Here is a 21,247-nt window from a genome sequence, read left to right as displayed (position 1 = left end):
TCCGACCTGCGTAGCCAACACGATGGAGTCGCCGGAGCCCCGGAAGCTCCGGGCCGTGCCCGCTGCAGTGCACGCGGTCCATGCGAACCTGACACTCGGCAACATGGGCTTCGCCGAGTTCGCCGCGAGTAATGGCCAAGACCTGTGGTGGCGACCCGGCGGGAAGACCGGGGTTGAGTCTCCCGTAGGGGGAGACGCGAGAGTGCGGGTATGGACGGCGACACGCTCTTCACGATCGGTGATCTGGCCCGGCGGACCGGGCTGACGGTCAAGACCATCCGGTTCTATTCCGACACCGGGATCGTGCCGCCGACAGACCGCAGCCCGGCTGGCTACCGGCTCTACGACATCGGCGCGCTCACGCGTCTGGATCTGGTGCGCACCCTGCGTGACCTGGGCCTCGACGTTGCCGTCATCCGGCAGGTGCTGGACCGGGAGGTCTCGGTGCCCGAGGTCGCGACCGCACACGCCGATGCCCTGGAGGTGCAGATCCGCACTCTGCGCCTGCGGCGCGCGGTGTTGCGCGCGGTGGCCAAACGCGGCTCCAGCCCCGAGGAGATGGACCTGATGCACAAGCTCGCCAAGCTTTCCGACGACGAACGCCGGCGCCTGATCACCGATTTCATCGACGACACGTTCGGCGGACTCGACGCCAACGCCGACTTCGTCGACATGATGCGCTCGGCCATGCCCGAACTGCCGGACGACCCCGAGCCCGAGCAGGTCGACGCCTGGGTGGAACTCGCCGAGCTCACCCAGGATCCCGACTTCCGCGCGGCCGTGCGCCGTATGGCGCAGTACCAGGCGGCCGAGCGCGCCCAGGGCGACCGCACCGGCTTGCACCACGACCTCACCGAGACCGTTCGGGACAGCGTCGGCCGCGCGCTCGATGCCGGCATCGCCCCGGCCTCGGCCGAGGCCGCACCCGTCATCGACGCCCTCACTGCCCGCTACGCGCAGACCTTCAGCCGCGCCGACGACGCCGACTTGCGGCACTGGCTGCTGACACGTCTGGAGATCGCCGGCGACCCCCGCGCGGAACGCTACTGGCACCTGCTCGCTGTCATCAACGGATGGCCCGTCCCGCCCAGCCTGGCTCCGGTGTTCACGTGGTTCACTCAAGCCCTGCGCGCCCGCACCGGACGGCAGTCCCGCATGGAGGAGGAAACGTCCTAGCGGCTGATGCCGGTGGCCTTGACGCCCTGGCCGGCCAGGTGGGCCAGGGCCCGGCCGCCGTCACCGCCGCCGACCGGTCAGGGTCGTACGGCCACGTATTACAGTTCGGAACATGGCGAAAAAGCTCGTGATCAAGGTGACCGCCGGGGCCGACGCCCCCGAGCGCTGCTCGCAGGCCTTCACCGTGGCGGCGGTGGCCGTGGCCAGCGGTGTCGAGGTGTCCCTCTGGCTGACCGGCGAGTCCTCCTGGTTCGCGCTCCCGGGCCGGGCGGCCGAGTTCGAGCTGCCGCACGCCGCGCCGCTGCCGGACCTGATCGACTCGATCCTTGCGGCCGGGCAGATCACGCTGTGCACCCAGTGCGCCGCGCGCCGCGAGATCACGGAGAAGGACGTCATCGAGGGCGTACGGATCGCGGGCGCGCAGGTCTTCGTCAGCGAGGCGATGGCGGATGGCGCTCAGGCGCTCGTCTACTGAGACCCGTCCACTAGTCCCAGCGCTCGTCCCGGGTCTCGCCGGGGCGCTTCTTGCCGTCCAGCTCGTCCCACCACTCGTCGGACTTGGGGTCCCCGGACGGGTCGTCCCACCACCGGTCGTCGGGGCCCCGCCGGTTCGCCACCATCGCCGCGAGCGGCGGGATGACCATGGCGACGAAGCACATGCCGACGGCCACGGGGACCGACCAGAGGCGTACGAAAGCCCAGGCGGACACGAAGAGGACGAGGCATCCGCCCATCATCCAGAAGTAGACCTTGCGCCGTCGGGCGAGCACACCTCCAGGGTAGATCCGGAGACGGGACGGAAACGACGGAGAACGACCGAAGGGCCGCACCCCACACGGCGTCCAACCCATGAGGTGCAGCCCTTCGGCCAGTACAAGGCTTACTCACACAGCGATGGCGACTTCGGCCAGGCCACCGGTCTGCGCGACGACCGTACGGTCCGCCGTGCCGCCCGGAACCAGGGCGCGCACCGTCCACGTGCCTTCGGCCGCGTAGAAACGGAACTGTCCGGTCGCCGAGGTCGGGACCTCGGCGGTGAACTCGCCGGTCGAGTCCAGGAGACGGACGTAACCGGTGACGGGCTCGCCGTCGCGGGTCACCTGGCCCTGGATGGTGGTCTCACCGGGCTTGATCGTCGAGGCGTCGGGGCCGCCGGCCTTCGCTCCACACATGTTTTCCTGTCCTTACGGGTAGAGGGGTCCGGAGGTACGGCTCCGGGGTCCTGCTGGGCCCTGCCGGGTCCCGCTGGTCTTACTTGTTGGCGCCGAGCTCGATCGGCACGCCGACGAGGGAGCCGTACTCGGTCCACGAGCCGTCGTAGTTCTTGACGTTCTCGACGCCCAGCAGCTCGTGCAGGACGAACCAGGTCAGGGCCGAGCGCTCACCGATGCGGCAGTAGGCGATCGTGTCCTTCGCCAGGTCGACCTGCTCGTCGGCGTAGAGCGCCTTCAGCTCGTCGTCCGACTTGAAGGTGCCGTCGTCGTTGGCGTTCTTCGACCACGGGATGTTGCGGGCGGACGGGACGTGACCCGGGCGCTGCGACTGCTCCTGCGGGAGGTGGGCCGGGGCGAGCAGCTTGCCGCTGAACTCGTCGGGCGAACGGACGTCGACCAGGTTCTGGCTGCCGATCGCGGCCACGACGTCGTCGCGGAAGGCGCGGATGGAGGTGTCCTGGGCCTTGGCCTTGTACTCGGTGGCCGGGCGGCTGGGGACCTCGGAGCCGTCGACCAGGTCGCGGGAGTCGAGCTCCCACTTCTTGCGGCCGCCGTCGAGGAGCTTCACGTCCTGGTGGCCGTAGAGCTTGAAGTACCAGAAGGCGTACGAGGCGAACCAGTTGTTGTTGCCGCCGTAGAGGACGACCGTGGAGTCGTTCGCGATGCCCTTGGCGGACAGCAGCTTCTCGAAGCCGTCCTGGTCGATGAAGTCGCGGCGGACCGGGTCCTGGAGGTCCTTGGTCCAGTCGATCCGGATCGCGTTCTTGATGTGGTTCTTGTCGTACGCGGAGGTGTCCTCGTCGACCTCGACGATGACGACCTTCGGGTCCTCGATGTGGGCCTCGACCCAGTCGGCGTCGACCAGGACGTCGCTGCGGCTCATGCTGTTTCTCCTCCGGGGCAGTGTGCGGCGGGTGTGATGCGTGAGGGGTGTGCGGGGGTACGCCGGATCGGCGTACGGCACGGGGGTGGCCCTGGCCCGGTAGGGGCGCGCGGGGCCCGAGAGATACGGAAGCAGGGCTTCCGCTCAGATGGCGCGACAGAGCATGGTGGCGACGCGACACAGGTCTACTGCCCGCCGCTTCGTGAGATCCACCTGTCGCCTCATGCGTCCGATCGTAGGGACGACCAGGCTGCCGTGTCACCGGCGTGTCGTATTTTGAGACGCGATCGTCCGTATCGTGGTACCTGCGGGGAGGTCGGGCGCCGTACGACGCGGCGGGCGGCCTCCGGAGACCGCCCGCCATCTGCGGACCGGACGTCGCCGTCTCACGATCCGATCAGCGCGGTCTGTGCGGGTGACGTCGCTGCCGGGGCGGCGCGTCACGGCCGGGATGCGGGGGCGGCGGGCGCCGCCGCTGTCCGGGGGCGCGGGGCTCACCCCCGTCCGCGCGGGGCGTCATCGCCGCCCCGCGCGGACGGTGATCAGCCCGCCAGCGGAACGTTCGTGCCGGTGACCGTGATGGCCACGCCGTCCTCACGCGCCTCGATCTTGTCCAGCTTGAGACCGTTCGGCAGCCCGCCGATCTTGCGGTCGAAGTCCGTCTTCTCGCGGACCATCTCCTCCAGCCCCGGAATGCCCTCGCCGGGCACCTTGTCGGCCCGCACCCGCAGCGTGTCGCCGTTCACGACGCTGATCGTGGAGAGCACGCTGCGCGACACCGACCGGCCGAGCACCTGGACCGAGCCGGTGACCTTGACCTTGCCGTTGCCGCCGAAGGCGACCACGACGTCCTCGCCCTCGGCGGCCTTGGTCAGGTCGGCGTAGGAGACGACGGCCGTGCCGGTCGCGGTCGCGGCGGTGGCCGAGGAGTAGTTGTTCTCCAGGCGTACGTCGTGGAGCGAGGCGGTCATCTCGCTGATGCGGACGTTGCTGCCGCCGGCGGTCGTCTCGATGCCCGTCACCGTGACGTCGACGCGGTCGAGTTCCTTACCGGCGACCTGGGTCAGGAAGGGGAAGCCCGCGATCGAGACCTCGGTCGTGCCCCCCAGGCCCTGGCTGGCCTTGATCTTGTCCGCGGCCTCCGACTCGGCGAAGTTGAGCACGAGCCGGTCGGCGATCGCGAAGAGACCGCCCAGGATCACGACGGTGATCAGCAGTATGCGAAGTGCGCGCATCGTTCGGTGTTCCCCCACCTATTTTCGGTCGACGTGTGATCTACGTCCGACCGCACGCTATTAGTTCCGTGCAGTTCAGACCAGTGCCCGCCCCAGCAGGTACACCATCGGCGCAGCCGCGGTCAGCGGCAGCGCGATGCCCGCGGTCATGTGGACGAACCGCGACGGGTAGTCGTAGCTCGCCACCCGCAGCCCGACCAGCGCGCACACCCCGGCTCCGAGGCCCAGCAGCGCCCCGCCCGCGCCCGTACCGGCGACCGGTCCGGCCGCGACCGCGGCGCCCGCCGCGGCCAGCAGGGCCACGACGACCGACACGGCGCCCGGCAGCGGCAGCGCGCGGGCGAGGGTGGCGGCGGCGACCGCCGCACCGCCGACGACGACGGCGTCCGGCGCGGCGGCGAGGTACCCGGCCGCGAGGATCGTCAGCGCGGCGGAGGCGACCGTGGCCATGAGGCCGTACATCCGCTCGTCGGCGTCGGCCCGGCTGCGCAGCTGGAGCACGAGGGTGAGCAGGACCCAGACGCCGAGCGTCCCGATGATGGCCGCGGGTGCGTGCTCGCGGCCCGCGGCGAGCAGCGCGGCGTCCGCCGCGAGGCCGCCGGCGAAGGCGAGCGCGATGCCCTGGCGGGCGGGCCACATGCCGTTCAGCCGGAACCAGCCGGCGGCGGTGAGGCCCTGGAGCAGGATCAGCGGAACGAGCAGGACGTACGACGAGCCGATGGCGCCGGCGCCCGCGAGCAGCAGACCGAGCACCGCCGTCAGCCCGGCGGGCTGGATGCCGGGCGGGATGATCGGCGACCGCCCCTCGGCGCGGGCGCGCTGCGCGTCGGTGATCCGGGCGTTGCCCATCGTCGTCGGCGGGTTGTACGCGGGTGCCGCTGCGGATGCGGCTGCGGGTGCCGCTGCCTCTTGCACCGACGGCTGTTCGTACGCGGGTGCCGCCGCCTCGGGAGGCAGCGGGTACGAACCCGTGGCCGGGTTCGGCAGGTACGCCGTCTCGGAGGCGGGCTGGTACACCGGCTGGTACTGGGTGTCCCAGGTCTGGCCCTCCCACGTCTGGGTGACGTCGGGGTCCGCGTACGGTTCGTGGGCGTACGGTTCGTGGGCGTACGGCTCCTGCGCGTACGGATACTGCTGATCGCTGCTGCTCATGCTGTGCGGTTCACCCTCCTGCGAACGGCGGGAGCACCTCGACCGTGCCGCCCTCGGCAAGGCGTACGGTCTCATGTCCGCGCGTCCCCACGGCGGCGCCGTCGACCAGGAACGAACACCGCTGGAGTACCTGGGCGAGTTCACCCGGGTGCTTCTGGCGGACGGCGTCGAGCGCCTCTGCCAGGGTCTCCGCCGCGTACGGCTCCTCGGCCACTCCGGCGGCGGCCTTGGCCGCCGCCCAGTAGCGGATCGTCCCCGCTGCCATAGCGGCACTCCTTTCGTCAGCTACCCATGATGGGCTACGCGCGGACGAGCCAGCGCGCGAGCCTGTCCAGCAGTGCGTCGTCCGCCGCGTTCTCCGCGTGTCCCATGCCCGGTTCCAGCCACAGTTCCGAGGGCCCGGCCGCGGCCAGCATCCGCGGATGGTCGAGCGGGAAGTACGGATCGCGGTGGCCGTGCACGATGAGCAACGGGGTCGGGGCGATCAGCGGGACCGCCTCGACCGGGGAGAGGGGGACCGGGTCCCACTCCTCGTGGTGGATACGGGTGCCGAAGCCGTAGCGCCCGACGAGGCGGCCGAGGGGCCGGGTGACGACCCAGTGCACCCTGCGCATCGGGGGCGTACCCCGGTAGTACCAGCGGGCGGGGGCGCTCACGGCGGCGACGGCGTCGGTGTGTGCCCCGTTGTGCCCCCCATGCGCCTGGGCGTGCGGGGGGAAGCCCACCGCGTGCGCCGCGCCTACCGCTCCGTACAGCGCCGCGTGCCGCAGCGCCACCGACCCGCCCATGGAGAAGCCGGCAGTCACCACCCTGCGGTGGCCCAGCGAACGGGCCCAGGCGACGGCGGCGGCCAGATCCAGCACCTCGCGGTCACCGACCGTGGAGCGGCCGCCGGAGCCGCCGTGACCTCGGAAGGAGAAGGTGACGACGGCCGCGTGTCCGGCGAAGACGCGCGCCGCGCGCCGGACCGAGGGGCGCCCCGCCGACCCGGTGAAGCCGTGCGCGATCACGATCGCCGTGTCGGATTCCCCGGACGTACACGGCTCGTACACCGCCTCGATAAGGACGTCGTCCTCGGTCCGGAGCACCCCCACAGTGACGGAGGTGACAGGAGATCCTGTGATTCGGCCCTCTGCCACGGAACTCATGTGGGCTATTCTGCTTGGCAGAGGACCCTGGCGACGTAGCCCCCGGGTCCTTTTGTGTTTTCTGCCCGTTGTTACAGGCAGGTGAACGAAACGATCGCGGACCCAGGGCGCGGGGGCCGCGGCCGGTTGCAAGAAGCAGTGCCGCAAACGTCCTCGCAGGGACCGAGGAGGAACCGACGTTATGGGCGAGCGAACCGTGCACGACCGCAGGACGAAAACCCTGGCAGTGGCAATGGCAGGGGCAGGTGGCGTGCGATGAGCTCTCTGCTGCTCCTCACGAACGCTCTTCAGCCGTCGACGGAGGTGCTCCCCGCCCTCGGCCTGCTCCTCCACAACGTGCGGGTGGCCCCCGCCGAGGGACCGGCTCTCGTCGACACCCCCGGTGCCGATGTGATCCTGGTCGACGGCCGGCGCGATCTCCCGCAGATCCGCAGCCTCTGCCAGCTCCTCCGCTCCACCGGGCCCGGCTGCCCGCTGCTCCTCGTCGTGACGGAGGGCGGCCTGGCGGCCGTCACCGCCGACTGGGGCGTGGACGACGTACTTCTCGACACGGCGGGCCCCGCCGAGGTCGAGGCGCGGCTGCGGCTCGCGACGGGGCGCCAGCAGATCGGCGTGGACGACTCCCCGATGGAGATCCGCAATGGCGACCTGTCGGTCGACGAGGCCACGTACAGCGCGAAGCTGAAGGGGCGGGTCCTGGACCTGACCTTCAAGGAGTTCGAGCTGCTGAAGTACCTGGCGCAGCACCCCGGCCGGGTCTTCACCCGGGCGCAGCTGCTGCAGGAGGTCTGGGGCTACGACTACTTCGGCGGTACGCGCACGGTCGACGTGCACGTACGGCGGCTACGGGCGAAGCTCGGGCCGGAGCACGAGTCGCTGATCGGGACCGTACGGAACGTGGGGTACCGCTTCGTCACGCCGGAGAAGGTGGAGCGGGCGGCCGAGGAGACCGCCAACAAGGCGAAGGCTTCGGCGAAGGCTTCGGCGAAGGCTCCGGCTCCGGAGTCCGCGCAGAAGGTCGAAGCGGCCGTACGCCCTGCCCAGGGGTAGGTCACCCCGCGTAGACTTTCGCGCGTGGCCAAGGTGACGCGGGACGATGTAGCGCGACTGGCGGGTACTTCGACCGCGGTCGTGAGCTACGTCATCAATAACGGACCCCGGCCGGTCGCCCCGGCCACGCGCGAGCGTGTACTCGCCGCGATCAAGGAGCTGGGCTACCGGCCCGACCGGGTCGCCCAGGCCATGGCCTCGCGGCGCACGGACCTCATAGGCATGATCGTCCCGGACGCCCGGCAGCCGTTCTTCGCGGAGATGGCGCACGCGGTGGAGCGGGCCGCGGCCGACCGCGGAAAGATGGTCCTCGTCGGCAACTCCGACTACCGCGACGAGCGCGAGGTCCACTATCTGCGGGCGTTCCTCGGGATGCGCGTCGCCGGGCTGATCCTGGTCAGCCAGGGCATGAGCGAGCGGGCGGCCGCGGAGATCGAGGCGTGGGACGCGCGGGTGGTGCTGCTGCACGAGCGGCCCGAGGCGATAGACGACGTCGCGGTCGTGACGGACGACATCGGCGGCGCGCAGTTGGCGACGCGGCATCTGCTGGAGCACGGGCACGCGTACGTGGCGTGTCTGGGCGGCATCGAGAACACCCCGGCGGTCGGTGACCCGGTGGCCGACCACGTCGAGGGCTGGCGCCGGGCGATGCTGGAGTCCGGACGGTCGGTGGAGGGCCGGCTGTTCCAGGCCCCGTACAACCGCTACGACGCGTATCTGGTCGCCCTGAAGATCCTCTCCGGCCCGGAGCGGCCCCCGGCGATCTTCTGCGCGACCGACGACCAGGCGATCGGGGTACTGCGGGCGGCGCGCGAGCTGCGTATCGACGTGCCCGGTGAGCTGGCGGTGGCGGGCTTCGACGACGTCAAGGAGGCGGGTCTGACGGACCCGCCCCTGACGACGATCGCCTCGGACCGCCCCGCGATGGCCCGCGCGGCGGTGGATCTGGTCCTGGACGACGGGCTGCGGGTCGTGGGGTCGCGCCGGGAACGTGTGAAGCAGTTCCCGTCGGCGCTGATCGTGCGGCGGTCGTGCGGCTGCGAGGCGTGACCCTCCGGGGGCGTGCGGTGTAAAGGCGCCGGGCCCGAGGGCCCCGTTCTCCGGCGCGCGGCCGGGGGCCCGGGGCCCGCCGGGGTGGGCCCGGGACGTAACGGCGCCGCCCCCGGGGGTTGTGCCCACCCGTTCCGCCCTGCGGAACGAATGCCCACAACGTTCTCAGGAGAGCCTCAGGGCGTTCTCATGTGTGGGGGCCAGAGTCGGGAGCATGACGGACTACTACCGCAGCAGCGAAGCCGACGGGAGCACGCACGCGCAGTGGGGCTACCCGCCTCCGCCCCCGCACGCACCCGCGCCCGCCCCGCGTGCCAAGCGGCCCGTCGCGTTGCTCGTCGCCGTCGCGGTCGTCGCCGCGGGGGTCGGGGGCGGGGTGGCCACGTTCGTGGAGCGGGGCGAGGTCGTCGGGGTGTCGGTCGGGGTCAGCGGCAGCAATGTGGCGCGGAGCAGCAAGGGGACCGTCGCCGGGGTCGCCCAGGCCGTCTCCCCCAGCATCGTGGAGATCGGGGCGGAGACCACCGGCGGCCGGTCCACCGGCTCCGGCGTGATCATCACCGCGGACGGCGAGGTCGTCACCAACAACCACGTCGTCTCCGGCGCCGACACCGTCAAGGTCACTCTCAGCGACGGCAAGTCGTACACCGCGGACGTCGTCGGCACCGACCCCGACAAGGACCTCGCCCTGGTCAAGCTGCGGGGCGCGACCGGGCTCAAGGCCGCCACCCTCGGTGACTCCGACCGCCTCACGGTCGGCGAACAGGTCGTCGCCATCGGCTCGCCCGAGGGCCTCACCGGGACCGTGACCAGCGGAATCGTCTCCGCGCTTGACAGAGACGTCACCGTGGCGAAGGACCGGGGCACGCAGCAGGAGCCCCGGCAGAACTGGCCCTTCGAATTCGGCGGGCAGGAGTTCAACGGCGACACCGGCGACTCGAAGACCACCTACAAGGCCATCCAGACCGACGCCTCGCTGAACCCCGGCAACTCCGGCGGCGCCCTGATCAACATGAACGGCGAGATCATCGGCATCAACTCGGCGATGTACGCGCCGAGTGCGGCGAACAGCGCCCAGGCCCCCGGCAGCGTCGGGCTCGGCTTCGCCATCCCGGTCAACACGGTCAAGGCCGACCTCGACAGCCTGCGTGCGACGCTGGGGCAATGACCGATCGCATCCTCATCGTCGACGACGAGCCCGCCGTACGCGAGGCCCTCCAGCGCAGCCTCGCCTTCGAGGGGTACGCCACCGAGGTCGCGGTCGACGGCGCGGACGCCCTCGCCAAAGTGGAGTCGTACGCGCCCGACCTCGTCGTGCTCGACGTCCAGATGCCCCGCGTGGACGGGCTGACGGCGGCCCGCCGCATCCGTGCCTCCGGATCCACGCTGCCCATCCTGATGCTCACGGCCCGCGACACCGTCGGCGACCGCGTCACCGGGCTCGACGCCGGGGCGGACGACTACCTGGTCAAGCCGTTCGAGCTGGACGAGCTGTTCGCCCGGATCCGGGCGCTGCTGCGGCGCAGCTCGTACACGCCCGCCCCCAGCGACGCGCTGTCCTTCGCCGATCTGCGGATGGACCTGGTCACCCGCGAGGTCACCCGGGGCGCGCGCCGCGTCGAGCTGACCCGTACCGAGTACTCGCTCCTGGAGCTGTTCCTGTCGCATCCACGTCAGGTGCTGACCCGGGAGCAGATCCTCAAGACCGTCTGGGGCTTCGACTTCGAGCCGAGCTCCAATTCGCTGGACGTGTACGTCATGTATCTGCGGCGCAAGACGGAGGCGGGCGGCGAAGCGCGCCTGGTACACACCGTGCGGGGAGTCGGCTACGCGCTCCGGGAAGGGTCGCCCGAGTGATCAGACGGTTCCAGGCGCTGCCCCTGCGCTCCCGGCTCGCGCTGCTGACCGCGACGGCCGTCGCGGTCGCGGTGGCGGCGGTGGCCGTCGCGTGCTGGTTGCTCGCCCGCACGCAGCTGCACCACGAGCTCGACACCTCGCTGCGCAACAGCACCGCCCAGGCCGACGCGGTGACGACCGCCCTGGCCCAGTGCCGTGACTCCGACTTCAACGCGGTGGCCGGGACGGGCACGACCTTCGCGTACGTCCAGGTCGTCGACGCGGCCGGCGGCCGCTGCGTCACCCCGTACTCCGTACCGGTGAAGGTCCAGTCGGAGGACATCGCGGTCGCGCGCGGCCTCAGCACCGACGCCCTGCACAGCAGCACGACGGACGACGGCGCCGACGTACGGGTGCACACCACACGGATGTCGCTGCGGGGCATCGGCGAGGTGACCGTCTCGGTCGCCCGCCCGCTGCACGAGATCGACGCCGCGCTGAACCGGCTCGCCCTGCTGCTGACCGCCCTCGCGGGCGTCGGCGTCGTCGCCGCCGGAGCGGCCGGACTGTGGGTGGCCCGTACCGGACTGAAGCCGGTGGACCGGCTGACCGACGCGGTCGAGCACGTGGCCCGTACCGAGGATCTGACCGTACGCATCCCCGTCGACGGCGAGGACGAGATCGCCCGGCTGTCGCGCTCCTTCAACCAGATGACCGCCCAGCTCGCCTCCTCCCGCGACCGGCAGGCGCAGCTGATCGCCGACGCCGGGCACGAGCTGCGCACCCCGCTGACCTCGCTGCGGACGAACATCGAGCTGCTCGCGCGCAGCGAGGAGACGGGCCGGGCGCTGCCGCCCGGGGACCGGGCCGCGCTGCTGGCTTCCGTGAAGGCGCAGATGACCGAGCTGGCGGCGCTGATCGGCGATCTCCAGGAGCTGTCCCGTCCGGACAGCGCGACGCCGGGACCTGTCCAGGTCGTGGCGTTGCACGACATCGCGCGCACGGCGCTGGAGCGGGCCCGGCTGCGTGGCCCGGAGCTCACGATCGGCGCCGAGCTGCGGCCCTGGTACGTACGGGCGGAGCCGGCGGCGCTGGAGCGGGCGCTGGTGAACGTGCTGGACAACGCGGTGAAGTTCTCGCCCCCGGGCGGGGCGGTGGAGGTGCTGCTGGACCGCGGCGTGCTGACCGTACGCGATCACGGGCCGGGCGTTCCGCCCGACGAACTCCCCCACGTCTTCGAACGCTTCTGGCGCTCCCCGTCCGCCCGCGCGCTGCCCGGATCGGGCCTCGGTCTGTCGATCGTGGCCCGGACCGTGCGGCAGGCGGGCGGCGAGGTGGAGCTGCGCCCGGCGGAGGGCGGCGGGACGGTCGCCGTCATCCGGCTGCCGGGCGCCCCGACACCGCCGCCGGACCCGCCCCTCCCGCCGGTCCCGCCGTCAGTTGTGGCGGATCAGCGAGTCGACCAGCCCTGAGCGGGTGTTCGGGTAGTCCATCGGCACGATGCCGAGCCCCCTCCAGCCGCCCGCCTCGGCGCCGTCCAGGAAGCGGTGGACGCGCGGGTTGAGGTTGTCGGAGTTCCAGCGGGGCGGCAGGTACGCGGCGGTGCTGACGAAGTTGATGTGGAGCCTGCCCGGCTGCGGGGCGGCGGCCGCCTTGCGGAAGTGGGCCTCGATCTTGGGGTACTTGGTGTTCGGCGCGGCGTTCCAGTCGTCCTGGATGTCGAAGAGGCCGCCGTCCCACCATTTGACGCCGGGCAGCCCGCCGTTGTCGGCGATGAGGACGACCTTGCCGCGGGCCTCGCCGAGGGCGGGGAGCGTGTCGCCGATGCGGAAGAGCGGGCGCCAGCCGCGGTTGTCGAGGTAGTCGTCGAAGATCCCGCGGAAGGTGGCGTCGCCGTCCTGGGAGTACTCCTGCTTGACCCGCATGAGGACGGTCTCGGCGGGGTGGGCGGCGAGGAAGTCGCGGCAGGCGATGAGCACGTCGCCGAACATCATGTTCTGGTACGAGGCGCCGTGGTGGATGGCGAAGGAGCCGCCGGTGACCCGGCAGCGTATGTCGAGGAACCGGATCCCGGAGTCGAGCTGCTGCGCGATGGTGGTGTTCTGGCACTCGGACCAGGGGCCGCCGAAGCGGGCGCCGGAGTCGTGCGTTCCGGGGATGGTGAGCGATCCCAGCGACCGCCCGCCGTCGATGCCGCTCATCCAGTCCTGGGTGCCCAGGACACGGGCGACGGCGGGTGCCGCCCCGATGAGGGCGGATGCGGACGCACCCGCCGCGCTGATGAGGAAACCACGTCTGGTCAGGGACATGTGCCGTCTCCTTCGTCGGCCTCCGCGGCGTGGGGGAGCCGCGGTCGGCACCCGGATGATGGCAGACATGGCCATGACACAACTACGGGGCGCACGGAAAGACGTGAGGGGCGGCGGACCAAAGATCCGCCGCCCCTCACTCAGGCTGCTGCTACTTGATGACCGTGATCCGGTCGGTCGCCGGCGGTGCCAGCGGGGCGCTCGCGCTGGAGTGCGCGGCGAAGTAGGCGATGAGGGCGTCCAGGTCGGACGCGCCCACCAGCTTGTTCTTGTGCTCCCTCAGGACGGGGAAGCCGTCGCCGCCGCCCGCGAGGAACTCGTTCATCGCGACCCGGTAGGTCTTCGCCGGGTCGATCGCCTCGCCGTTCAGCTTCACGGAGCTCGTCACGATCCGGTCGGCGCCGGACTTCGTCATGTCCAGGGTGTACGTGAAGCCCTTCGACACCTGGAGGATCTTCGGGGCCGCCTGGTTCGCGCCGCTGACCTGCTGCTGGAGCACGGTGATCAGCTGGGCTCCGGTCAGGTCGACGGACGTCATCATGTTGGTGAACGGCTGCACGGTGAACGCCTCGCCGTACGTCACCACCCCGTCGCCCTCACCACCGGGGGAGGACGCGCGCGTCAGCGGCGCGCGGATACCGCCCGGGTTCATGATGGCGAGCTGCGCACCGCCCTTGTCGGCCGGGGCGAGGGCCTCCAGCTGGGCGTCCGCGACCAGATTGCCGAGCGGCTTCTCGATCGCCTCGAAGGGGTTGTCTATGTCGGCGGCGATGTGGCCGACGGGACGGCTCGCGATCGGCTTGGCGAGCGTGTTCCAGCGGTCGATGAGCGCGGTCATGTCGTCGGCCTTGGCCACGTCACGCGTGACGACGTGGTTGGCCGAGGCCACGGACGTACGGACGATGTCGCGGGTGCGGCGGTCGTACGTGAGCGTCGTGTCCGTGTAGAGCTTGCCGAAGGACGCCGCCGACGTGACCGTGCGCGGCTTGCCGGCCGGGTCGGGGATCGTGCACGCGTACGCCTGGTGGGTGTGGCCGGTGACCAGGGCGTCGACCTGCGGGCTGACGTTCTTGGCGATGTCGGCGATCGGGCCCGAGATGCCGTCACCGGGGCCGGGGCTGTCGCAGTTGTAGTTGTACGCGGGCGACGCCGGGGCCCCGCCCTCGTGGAGGAGGGCGACGATCGACTTGACGCCCTTGCGCTCCAGCACCTTGGTGTACTTGTTGATCGACTCGACCTCGTCGCCGAACTTCAGGCCCTTGACGCCCTCGGCGGAGACGATGTCCGGGGTGCCCTCCAGGGTGACGCCGATGAAGCCGATCCTCACCCCGTTCTTCTCCCAGATGAAGTACGGGTCGAGCAGCGGCTCGCCGCTCTTCTCGTGCGTCACGTTGGAGGTGAGGAAGGGGAAGTCCGCGCCCTTGAACTTCTTGGGCTTGCCGTTCGGCTTCTTCTCGAAACAGCCCTCGGTCGGGTGACAGCCGCCGTTCTGGATCCGGGCCAGCTCCTTGGCGCCCTCGTCGAACTCGTGGTTGCCGACCGAGGTGACGTCGAGGTCCAGCTTGTTCAGCGCCTCGATCGTCGGCTCGTCGTGGAAGAGCCCGGAGAGCAGCGGCGAGGCGCCGATCATGTCGCCCGCGGCGGCGGTGATCGAGTACCGGTTGCCCTTGCGGGCCTCGCGCAGATGCGTCGCGAGGTACTCGGCGCCGCCCACGCCCTCGATCGTCTTCGTGGTGCCGTCCGGGTTCATGTGGGTGAGCCGCCCGGCCGAGCCGGCCGGCGGTTCCAGGTTCCCGTGCAGATCGTTGAAGGACAGCAGCTGCACGTCCACGGTGCGGCCGTATCCGTGGCCGTGGTCGTGGCCGCGACCAGTGTCGCGGCTCTGGCCGCGGTCCTGGGCCCCGGCGGGCATCGCGGCGACCAGCGCGCCGATGGTGGTCAGTCCGGCGACGGCGGTGATGAGGCGGCGGCGCTTCTGATGCGGTGTCGCTGACATCTGTCCCCTTGTCAGTCTCAGCGTTTGGACATTGGTACTCAGCCGGGCAGCCTAGGGTCAACGCGCGTAGCGCGACAGGGGGTAACGGGTTACGGGTGGGTTTCCGTCAGGTGCGGCCCGGCGCCGTACCCTCGTCGTATGACTGACGCAGCCCCCGCCCTCGAGCCCGGCCGGCAGATCCAGATCCTCGACGAACTCACCCCCGAGCAGGCCGAGGACGTCCTCGCTCTGCTGTCCGTGGCCGCCCGCGCCGACGGCATGCAGGCCGTCTCCGAGCAGGGCCGGCTCGTACTCCGCCACGGGCGGCGCGAGGGCGTACGGCACTTCCTGCTCACCGTCGCCGGCGATCTGCGCGGCTACGCCCAACTGGAGGACACCGACCCGGTCGAGGCCCCGGCCGCCGAGCTGGTCGTCCACCCCGGCCACCGCGGCCGCGGCCACGGCCGGGCGCTCGGCAACGCGCTGCTCGCGGCGTCCGGCAAGCGGCTGCGGGTGTGGGCGCACGGCGGCAAGTCGGCCGCCCGCCACCTCTCCCAGGTCCTCGGGCTGACCCTGTTCCGCGAACTGCGCCAGTTGCGCCGCTCGTTGAGCCCGCTCGACATCCCGGAGCCGCGGCTCCCCGAGGGCGTGACGGTCCGTACGTTCCTCCCCGGCCAGGACGACGCGGCCTGGCTCGCGGTGAACGCGGCGGCCTTCGCCCACCACCCCGAGCAGGGTTCGCTCACCCAGCGCGACCTCGACGACCGCAAGGAAGAGCCCTGGTTCGAGCCCAAGGGCTTCTTCCTCGCGGAGCGCGAGAGCACCGAGGGCGGCACCGGCAAGATCGTCGGCTTCCACTGGACGAAGATCCACGCCGAGGAGCAGCTCGGCGAGGTGTACGTGCTCGGCGTCAGCCCGGACGCCCAGGGCACCGGCCTCGGCAAGGCGCTCACCGCGATCGGCCTGCGCCATCTGGCGGCGCAGGGCATGCCGACGGCGATGCTGTACGTGGACGCGGACAACCCGGCGGCGCTGCGGGTGTACGAGGGGCTCGGCTTCGTCACGCACGAGGTGGACCTGATGTACCGCACGGAGACGTGACCGCGACCGCGTAGCGCGACAGGGGGCGGTTGACACCGCCCCCTTTCTTGCACCACCCTTTCACTACTTGATTAGTGAAAGGGTGGTGATGCAGGCATGATCGAATACCGGATCGACCGGAGAAGCGGCGTCTCCACCTATCTGCAGATCGTCCAGCAGACCAAACAGGCCCTGCGCCTCGGCCTGCTGGAGCCCGGTGACCGGCTGCCCACCGCCCGCGAGGTGGTGGAGGCGACGGCGATCAATCCGAACACCGTGCTCAAGGCCTACCGCGAGCTGGAACGCGAGGGCCTCGTCGAGGCCCGGCGCGGCCTCGGCACCTTCGTACGCAAATCCCTGGGCACCGCCCCCGCCGACTCCCCCCTGCGCGGCGAACTCGCCGACTGGGCACGCCGGGCACGGGCGGCGGGCCTGGAGCGGGACGACGTGGCCGCACTCTTCAGCGCCGTACTCGACGAGCACTTCACGCACGACCGCAAGGGGGACGAGACATGACGGACACAGCACTTGAGGCCGACGGGCTCGGCAGGAGGTTCCGGCGGGCCTGGGCCCTGCGCGACTGCTCCTTCCGGCTGCCGGCCGGAGCGATCTGCGCCGTCGTCGGCCCCAACGGAGCCGGGAAGTCCACCCTGCTGACGCTCGCCGCCGGCCTGCTGCGCCCCACCGAGGGCACCATCCGCGTCCTCGGCACCGACCCCGCATCCGCCCGCGAGAAGCTCGCGTACGTCGGCCAGGACAAGCCGCTCCCGCCGCAGCTCACCATCGACGACACCCTGCGCATGGGGCGCGAGCTCAACCCCGGCCGCTGGGACGACGAGGCCGCGACCAGGATCGTCGAGGCCGGGGACCTGGACTTCGGCGCACGCGTCCGCACCCTCTCCGGCGGCCAGCGCACCCGCGTCGCCCTCGCCCTCGCGATGGGCAAACGGCCCGAACTCCTGCTGCTCGACGAGCCGATGGCCGACCTCGACCCGCTCGCCCGCCACCAGCTGACGGGCCTGCTGCTCGCCGACGCCGCCGAGCGCGGCACGACGGTCGTGATGTCCTCGCACGTCGTCGCCGAGCTGGAGGGCGGCTGCGACCACCTCCTGCTCGTCGACGGCGGCGGCGTACGGCTCGCCGGCCCGATCGACGACCTCATCGCCGCGCACCGCCTGGTGACCGGCCCCGCGGCCGCGAGCCTCGCCCCGCACACCGTCGTCGAGTCCCGCACGACGGGGCGACAGCGCACCGCGCTCGTACGCCTGCGCCCCGAAGCTCCGCTCGCCGACGACTGGCAGAGCGCGGAACCGTCCCTGGAGGAACTGTTGCTGGCCCATATGCGCTCCGCGTCCACCGAGGCCGCCGAGGCCGCCGAGGAGGTCTCCGCATGAGCGGGCTGTCCGGTACGCACTGGGTCGTCGTCGCGCAGCACCGGCGGGCGCTGAGGACGACGCTGGCGCTGGCGGCGGTCGGCGCCACCGTCCTGATCGTGGCCCGCACCTGGTACGTCACCGCGGACCCGGTCACGGCCTCGGTGGACCCGTACAACTGGCTGCTGATCGTGCTGGACTACTCCAGCACGGCGATCATGCTGCTGCCGCTGCTCGTCGCCGCCTACGTCGCAGGGCCGCTCGTCGCCCGCGAGCTGGAGTCGGGGACGTACCGCCTGGCCTGGACGCAGTCGGTCTCGCCCGCCCGCTGGCTCGCGAGCCGGCTGGCGATCCCGACGGTGGTCGTCGTGGCGGGGGGAGCCCTGCTGGTGGCCCTCTTCCGGTGGACCCGCGGCGCCGTGGAGGACAGCATGTTCCTCCAGCTCTGGGACAAGCAGGTGTACGCCTCCTCCGGCACCGTAGCCGTGGCGTACGGGCTGCTGGCCACCGCGTTCGGGGCGCTCGGCGGACTGCTGGTGCGCCGTACGCTCGTCGCGATGAGCCTGGCGGGTCTCGCCACCGGCGGGGTACTGCTCGCGCTCGCCCAGGTGCGCGAGCACCTGTGGCCCATGGTCCTGTCGGTCGGAAAGGGCATGCCCAACACTCTGACCAACACCGCCGACGACTGGTGGGTGGAGTACGGCAGGCTGAGCCCTTCCGGCGAGCGCCTGTACTGGGAGGACTGCTCCGCCCCGGCGCCCGCGTGGTGCAACGACGAATCGGGGGCCTACACCGAGTTCGTCGAGCACCACCCCGTCTCCCACTTCTGGCCGCTCCAGCTCGTCGAGACCGGTATCGTCCTCGCTCTCGCCGTCCTCGTCACGACCGTCGCCTTCCGGGTGCTGCGCCGGCACCACGCGTAGGCCCCTGGGCACCGCGCCGGGAACCGGCGCGGTGCCCAGGTGTCATGTTCTCGTTACCGGGCATTCAGGGATCCTTGCGACCCTCTCTGAATGCAGCCCGCCGTGCCGGCCCCGAAAAAGGGGCGACCTCCCTCCATCACGGCCCGCTCCGACGCGCCCGAGCACCCCTTCGCGCGGAAGAATGGGGTCATGAGCCAGCAGCCCGCCGAGGTCCCGGTCCAGCACGTTCAGCCGTCCGTCGGTTCCATAGCCGCGCACCGCCCGCATACGGTCGCCGCCCCGGTGTCCGACCTGGAACACGACATCGATGCCGACCTCGACGCGTACGAGGACGACACAGAGGGTGCGGAGCTGCCCCAGGGCCGCTTCCTGGACCGCGAGCGCAGCTGGCTCGCGTTCAACGAGCGGGTGCTCGAACTGGCCGAGGATCCGGCGACGCCGCTCCTCGAACGGGCGAACTTCCTCGCGATCTTCGCCTCGAACCTGGACGAGTTCTTCATGGTCCGGGTGGCGGGCCTGAAGCGCCGCATCGCGACCGGCGTCGCCACCCGTTCGGCGTCCGGCCTGCAGCCGCGTGAGGTCCTGGAGCTGATCTGGAACCGCTCGCGCGAGCTCATGGCCCGGCACGCCGCCTGCTACCAGCAGGACATCGCCCCGGCCCTGGCCGACGAGGGCGTCCACCTCATCCGCTGGCCCGAGCTCACCGAGAAGGAGCAGGCGCGCCTGTTCACGCTGTTCCGCCAGCAGATCTTCCCGGTGCTCACCCCGCTGGCCGTGGACCCGGCGCACCCGTTCCCGTACATCTCGGGGCTCTCGCTCAACCTGGCCGTGGTCGTACGCAACCCGGTCAGCGGCCACCGCCACTTCGCCCGGGTCAAGGTGCCGCCGCTGCTGTCGCGCTTCCTGGAGGCGTCCCCGCAGCGGTACGTCCCGCTGGAGGACGTCATCGCGGCGCACCTCGAAGAGCTCTTCCCCGGCATGGAGGTGCTCGCGCACCACATGTTCCGGGTGACCAGGAACGAGGACCTGGAGGTCGAGGAGGACGACGCGGAGAACCTGCTCCAGGCCCTGGAGAAGGAGCTGCTGCGGCGCCGCTTCGGGCCGCCGGTGCGCCTGGAGGTCGAGGAGTCCATCGACCCGTACGTCCTCGACCTGCTCGTACGCGAGCTGAAGATCTCGGAGTCCGAGGTGTACCCGCTGCCGGGGCCGCTGGACCTCACCGGGCTGTTCGGGATCGCCTCGCAGGACCGGCCGGAGCTGAAGTACCCGAAGTTCGTCGCGGGCACGCACCGGGACCTCGCGGAGGTCGAGTCGGCGTCCGCGCCCGACATCTTCGCGGCGCTGCGCGAGCGGGACGTACTGCTGCACCATCCGTACGACTCCTTCTCGACGTCCGTCCAGGCCTTCCTGGAGCAGGCCGCCGGCGACCCGGACGTACTCGCGATCAAGCAGACGCTGTACCGGACGTCGGGCAAGTCGCCGATCGTCGACGCGCTCATAGACGCGGCGGAGGCGGGCAAGCAGGTCCTCGTCCTCGTCGAGATCAAGGCCCGCTTCGACGAGCAGGCCAACATCAAGTGGGCGCGGAAGCTGGAGGAGGCGGGCTGCCATGTCGTCTACGGCCTGGTCGGCCTGAAGACGCACTGCAAGCTGTCGCTGGTGGTCCGCCAGGAGGGCGAGACCCTGCGCCGCTACTCGCACGTCGGGACCGGCAACTACCACCCGAAGACGGCACGGCTGTACGAGGACCTCGGCCTGCTCACGGCCGACCCGCAGGTCGGGGCCGACCTGTCCGACCTGTTCAACCGGCTGTCGGGCTACTCGCGCCGCGAGACGTACCGCCGGCTGCTCGTCGCGCCCAAGTCGCTGCGCGACGGACTGATCTCCCGGATCAACAAGGAGGCCGCCCACCACCGGGCGGGGCGCCCCGCGTACGTCCGCATCAAGGTCAACTCGATGGTCGACGAAGCGATCATCGACGCCTGCTACCGGGCGTCGCAGGCCGGGGTGCCGGTGGACATATGGGTACGCGGCATCTGCGCGATCCGTCCGGGCGTCCCGGGTCTCTCGGAGAACATCCGGGTCCGCTCGGTCCTCGGCCGCTTCCTGGAGCACTCGCGGATCTTCGCCTTCGGCAACGGGGGCGACCCGGAGGTGTGGTTCGGCAGCGCCGACATGATGCACCGCAACCTCGACCGCCGCATCGAGGCACTCGTCCGGGTCACCGACCCGGCACACCGTGTGGCCCTGAGCCGACTGCTGGAGACCGGCATGGCCGACTCCACGACGTCCTGGCACCTCGGCCCGGACGGCGAATGGACCCGGCACTCCTCGGACTCCGACGGCCAGCCGCTGCGGCACGTACAGGAAATGCTCATTGACGCGCGGAGGCGCCGGCGTGCACAGCCCTGACCTTCCCCTGGTGCCGCAGGGGGCCGGCGCCGACCAGGTCCTGGCCGGATATCTGCACACGCAGGCCGCGGACTTCCTGCGCGGCCTGCGTGTGCACGGCGAGAGCGGCGCGGACACGGCGGGCGCGGAGGAAGCGGCCCACACCCTGCGCCGCGCCGCGCGCCGCATCAGCGGAGCCCTGCACACCTACCGCCCCCTGCTGGACCCCGCCTGGGCGGACCAGCTGCGCACCGAACTCGCCTGGCTCTCCGCCCTGCTCGCCCAGGAGCACGCCCACACCGCCCGCCTCACCCGCCTCCTCGACGCCCTCGCCCGCCTCTCGGGCGCGGGCGCGGTCCCGGCGGCGCGGGGCGAGACGCTTCCGGCGGCGGCCGCGTCGGTGCCGGGCGCGGCGGCAGCGGGGCCGGGCGTGTCGACGCCCGCCCAGGCGCCCG

Annotated in this window: 23 protein-coding genes and 1 pseudogene; 14 read left to right on the top strand and 10 right to left on the bottom strand. The window is 71.4% G+C overall.

Going from position 1 to position 21,247, the window contains the following annotated elements; all coding sequences use genetic code 11:
• Window positions 1-22: 22 nt before the first annotated feature.
• From ABT342_RS38275 to ABT342_RS26075, 3 genes are all read left to right on the top strand, one after another.
• Window positions 23-265, top strand: coding sequence for a DUF6924 domain-containing protein (locus ABT342_RS38275; RefSeq protein WP_502965620.1), 243 nt, complete (start codon window positions 23-25; stop codon window positions 263-265).
• Complete coding sequence (locus ABT342_RS26080) at window positions 211-1,176, top strand: MerR family transcriptional regulator (protein WP_351578546.1); 966 nt, start codon at window positions 211-213, stop codon at window positions 1,174-1,176. Before ABT342_RS38275 ends, ABT342_RS26080 begins: the two co-directional genes overlap by 55 nt.
• Before the next feature lie 112 nt (window positions 1,177-1,288).
• Window positions 1,289-1,651: a DsrE family protein gene (locus tag ABT342_RS26075; RefSeq protein WP_351578543.1), complete on the top strand. Its 363-nt coding sequence runs from the start codon at window positions 1,289-1,291 to the stop codon at window positions 1,649-1,651.
• A gap of 10 nt (window positions 1,652-1,661) precedes the next feature.
• Here the strand turns inward: ABT342_RS26075 and ABT342_RS26070 are convergent, their stop codons facing one another.
• The 8 genes from ABT342_RS26070 to ABT342_RS26035 all read right to left on the bottom strand — a co-directional run bounded on the left by ABT342_RS26070 (window position 1,662) and on the right by ABT342_RS26035 (window position 6,808).
• Window positions 1,662-1,946 (bottom strand): DUF3099 domain-containing protein, encoded by a 285-nt coding sequence (locus ABT342_RS26070; RefSeq protein ID WP_351578541.1) that lies wholly within the window; start codon window positions 1,944-1,946, stop codon window positions 1,662-1,664.
• 114 nt (window positions 1,947-2,060) lie between these two features.
• Complete coding sequence (locus ABT342_RS26065) at window positions 2,061-2,348, bottom strand: DUF1416 domain-containing protein (RefSeq protein WP_054232391.1); 288 nt, start codon at window positions 2,346-2,348, stop codon at window positions 2,061-2,063.
• A gap of 79 nt (window positions 2,349-2,427) precedes the next feature.
• Entirely contained in the window at window positions 2,428-3,273 is an 846-nt protein-coding gene (locus ABT342_RS26060; protein ID WP_351578538.1) for a sulfurtransferase, read from the bottom strand.
• A gap of 144 nt (window positions 3,274-3,417) precedes the next feature.
• Window positions 3,418-3,498, bottom strand: a complete 81-nt coding sequence (locus tag ABT342_RS26055; RefSeq protein WP_351578657.1) for a putative leader peptide — start codon at window positions 3,496-3,498, stop codon at window positions 3,418-3,420.
• A 317-nt stretch (window positions 3,499-3,815) separates the two neighbouring features.
• Complete coding sequence (locus tag ABT342_RS26050; protein ID WP_351578536.1) at window positions 3,816-4,508, bottom strand: LmeA family phospholipid-binding protein; 693 nt, start codon at window positions 4,506-4,508, stop codon at window positions 3,816-3,818.
• A gap of 75 nt (window positions 4,509-4,583) precedes the next feature.
• The gene (locus ABT342_RS26045) at window positions 4,584-5,735 is read right to left on the bottom strand and encodes a hypothetical protein (protein WP_502965617.1); all 1,152 of its coding nucleotides are present in this window, start codon (window positions 5,733-5,735) and stop codon (window positions 4,584-4,586) included.
• Window positions 5,671-5,925, bottom strand: a complete 255-nt coding sequence (locus tag ABT342_RS26040) for a MoaD/ThiS family protein (protein WP_351578531.1) — start codon at window positions 5,923-5,925, stop codon at window positions 5,671-5,673. Before ABT342_RS26040 ends, ABT342_RS26045 begins: the two co-directional genes overlap by 65 nt.
• 34 nt (window positions 5,926-5,959) lie before the next feature.
• Window positions 5,960-6,808 (bottom strand): alpha/beta hydrolase, encoded by an 849-nt coding sequence (locus tag ABT342_RS26035; RefSeq protein ID WP_351578529.1) that lies wholly within the window; start codon window positions 6,806-6,808, stop codon window positions 5,960-5,962.
• 255 nt (window positions 6,809-7,063) lie between these two features.
• Here ABT342_RS26035 and ABT342_RS26030 point away from each other — a divergent pair, with 255 nt between their 5' ends.
• The 5 genes from ABT342_RS26030 (at window position 7,064) to ABT342_RS26010 (ending at window position 12,213) form a co-directional block, all read left to right on the top strand.
• Window positions 7,064-7,858 (top strand): response regulator transcription factor, encoded by a 795-nt coding sequence (locus ABT342_RS26030; RefSeq protein ID WP_351578526.1) that lies wholly within the window; start codon window positions 7,064-7,066, stop codon window positions 7,856-7,858.
• 24 nt (window positions 7,859-7,882) lie between these two features.
• Window positions 7,883-8,908, top strand: coding sequence for a LacI family DNA-binding transcriptional regulator (locus tag ABT342_RS26025; RefSeq protein WP_351578524.1), 1,026 nt, complete (start codon window positions 7,883-7,885; stop codon window positions 8,906-8,908).
• A gap of 214 nt (window positions 8,909-9,122) precedes the next feature.
• Window positions 9,123-10,073, top strand: a complete 951-nt coding sequence (locus ABT342_RS26020) for a S1C family serine protease (RefSeq protein WP_351578522.1) — start codon at window positions 9,123-9,125, stop codon at window positions 10,071-10,073.
• On the top strand, window positions 10,070-10,762 hold the full coding sequence (locus ABT342_RS26015) for a response regulator transcription factor (protein ID WP_351578520.1): 693 nt from the start codon (window positions 10,070-10,072) through the stop codon (window positions 10,760-10,762). The genes ABT342_RS26020 and ABT342_RS26015 overlap by 4 nt, the downstream gene beginning before the upstream one ends.
• Complete coding sequence (locus tag ABT342_RS26010; RefSeq protein ID WP_351578517.1) at window positions 10,759-12,213, top strand: HAMP domain-containing sensor histidine kinase; 1,455 nt, start codon at window positions 10,759-10,761, stop codon at window positions 12,211-12,213. The genes ABT342_RS26015 and ABT342_RS26010 overlap by 4 nt, the downstream gene beginning before the upstream one ends.
• Here the strand turns inward: ABT342_RS26010 and ABT342_RS26005 are convergent.
• Window positions 12,178-13,050: a phosphatidylinositol-specific phospholipase C gene (locus ABT342_RS26005; RefSeq protein ID WP_351578514.1), complete on the bottom strand. Its 873-nt coding sequence runs from the start codon at window positions 13,048-13,050 to the stop codon at window positions 12,178-12,180. The two genes, ABT342_RS26010 and ABT342_RS26005, sit on opposite strands and share 36 nt — an antisense overlap.
• 151 nt (window positions 13,051-13,201) lie before the next feature.
• Window positions 13,202-15,046: a bifunctional metallophosphatase/5'-nucleotidase gene (locus ABT342_RS26000; RefSeq protein ID WP_351578511.1), complete on the bottom strand. Its 1,845-nt coding sequence runs from the start codon at window positions 15,044-15,046 to the stop codon at window positions 13,202-13,204.
• Window positions 15,047-15,184: 138 nt separating this feature from the next.
• Here ABT342_RS26000 and mshD point away from each other — a divergent pair, with 138 nt between their 5' ends.
• From mshD to ABT342_RS25970, 6 genes and pseudogenes are all read left to right on the top strand, one after another.
• Window positions 15,185-16,126 carry a mycothiol synthase gene (gene mshD / locus ABT342_RS25995; RefSeq protein ID WP_351578508.1) on the top strand — a complete coding sequence of 314 codons (942 nt, stop codon included), beginning with the start codon at window positions 15,185-15,187 and terminating at the stop codon, window positions 16,124-16,126.
• A 96-nt stretch (window positions 16,127-16,222) separates the two neighbouring features.
• Complete coding sequence (locus ABT342_RS25990) at window positions 16,223-16,621, top strand: GntR family transcriptional regulator (RefSeq protein WP_351578505.1); 399 nt, start codon at window positions 16,223-16,225, stop codon at window positions 16,619-16,621.
• Window positions 16,618-17,499 carry an ABC transporter ATP-binding protein gene (locus ABT342_RS25985; protein WP_351578502.1) on the top strand — a complete coding sequence of 294 codons (882 nt, stop codon included), beginning with the start codon at window positions 16,618-16,620 and terminating at the stop codon, window positions 17,497-17,499. The genes ABT342_RS25990 and ABT342_RS25985 overlap by 4 nt, the downstream gene beginning before the upstream one ends.
• Window positions 17,496-18,401, top strand: a complete 906-nt coding sequence (locus ABT342_RS25980; protein ID WP_351578499.1) for an ABC-2 membrane transporter-related protein — start codon at window positions 17,496-17,498, stop codon at window positions 18,399-18,401. The genes ABT342_RS25985 and ABT342_RS25980 overlap by 4 nt, the downstream gene beginning before the upstream one ends.
• Window positions 18,402-18,590: 189 nt before the next feature.
• The gene (locus tag ABT342_RS25975; RefSeq protein ID WP_351578496.1) at window positions 18,591-20,813 is read left to right on the top strand and encodes an RNA degradosome polyphosphate kinase; all 2,223 of its coding nucleotides are present in this window, start codon (window positions 18,591-18,593) and stop codon (window positions 20,811-20,813) included.
• Window positions 20,800-21,096, top strand: a pseudogene (locus tag ABT342_RS25970) (CHAD domain-containing protein); the annotation flags it as partial. The gene ABT342_RS25975 and the pseudogene ABT342_RS25970, both read left to right, overlap by 14 nt.
• Window positions 21,097-21,247: the final 151 nt, after the last annotated feature.

It is taken from the genome of Streptomyces sp. NPDC000410 (assembly GCF_040300305.1).
In the GTDB taxonomy this organism is placed as follows: domain Bacteria; phylum Actinomycetota; class Actinomycetes; order Streptomycetales; family Streptomycetaceae; genus Streptomyces.
Note: the sequence above shows the minus strand (reverse complement) of the source record. Positions and strands in the feature narration are given on the sequence as shown.

Bases quoted from the DNA above. Each gene is read 5' to 3' on its own strand.
- ABT342_RS38275 (WP_502965620.1), top strand. From the start codon at position 23: ATGGAGTCGCCGGAGCCCCGGAAGCTCCGGGCCGTGCCCGCTGCAGTG.
- ABT342_RS26080 (WP_351578546.1), top strand. From the start codon at position 211: ATGGACGGCGACACGCTCTTCACGATCGGTGATCTGGCCCGGCGGACC.
- ABT342_RS26075 (WP_351578543.1), top strand. From the start codon at position 1,289: ATGGCGAAAAAGCTCGTGATCAAGGTGACCGCCGGGGCCGACGCCCCC.
- ABT342_RS26065 (WP_054232391.1), bottom strand. From the start codon at position 2,348: ATGTGTGGAGCGAAGGCCGGCGGCCCCGACGCCTCGACGATCAAGCCC.
- ABT342_RS26060 (WP_351578538.1), bottom strand. From the start codon at position 3,273: ATGAGCCGCAGCGACGTCCTGGTCGACGCCGACTGGGTCGAGGCCCAC.
- ABT342_RS26055 (WP_351578657.1), bottom strand. From the start codon at position 3,498: ATGAGGCGACAGGTGGATCTCACGAAGCGGCGGGCAGTAGACCTGTGT.
- ABT342_RS26050 (WP_351578536.1), bottom strand. From the start codon at position 4,508: ATGCGCGCACTTCGCATACTGCTGATCACCGTCGTGATCCTGGGCGGT.
- ABT342_RS26045 (WP_502965617.1), bottom strand. From the start codon at position 5,735: ATGAGACCGTACGCCTTGCCGAGGGCGGCACGGTCGAGGTGCTCCCGC.
- ABT342_RS26040 (WP_351578531.1), bottom strand. From the start codon at position 5,925: ATGGCAGCGGGGACGATCCGCTACTGGGCGGCGGCCAAGGCCGCCGCC.
- ABT342_RS26035 (WP_351578529.1), bottom strand. From the start codon at position 6,808: ATGAGTTCCGTGGCAGAGGGCCGAATCACAGGATCTCCTGTCACCTCC.
- ABT342_RS26030 (WP_351578526.1), top strand. From the start codon at position 7,064: ATGAGCTCTCTGCTGCTCCTCACGAACGCTCTTCAGCCGTCGACGGAG.
- ABT342_RS26020 (WP_351578522.1), top strand. From the start codon at position 9,123: ATGACGGACTACTACCGCAGCAGCGAAGCCGACGGGAGCACGCACGCG.
- ABT342_RS26015 (WP_351578520.1), top strand. From the start codon at position 10,070: ATGACCGATCGCATCCTCATCGTCGACGACGAGCCCGCCGTACGCGAG.
- ABT342_RS26005 (WP_351578514.1), bottom strand. From the start codon at position 13,050: ATGTCCCTGACCAGACGTGGTTTCCTCATCAGCGCGGCGGGTGCGTCC.
- ABT342_RS26000 (WP_351578511.1), bottom strand. From the start codon at position 15,046: ATGTCAGCGACACCGCATCAGAAGCGCCGCCGCCTCATCACCGCCGTC.
- mshD (WP_351578508.1), top strand. From the start codon at position 15,185: ATGACTGACGCAGCCCCCGCCCTCGAGCCCGGCCGGCAGATCCAGATC.
- ABT342_RS25990 (WP_351578505.1), top strand. From the start codon at position 16,223: ATGATCGAATACCGGATCGACCGGAGAAGCGGCGTCTCCACCTATCTG.
- ABT342_RS25985 (WP_351578502.1), top strand. From the start codon at position 16,618: ATGACGGACACAGCACTTGAGGCCGACGGGCTCGGCAGGAGGTTCCGG.
- ABT342_RS25980 (WP_351578499.1), top strand. From the start codon at position 17,496: ATGAGCGGGCTGTCCGGTACGCACTGGGTCGTCGTCGCGCAGCACCGG.
- ABT342_RS25975 (WP_351578496.1), top strand. From the start codon at position 18,591: ATGAGCCAGCAGCCCGCCGAGGTCCCGGTCCAGCACGTTCAGCCGTCC.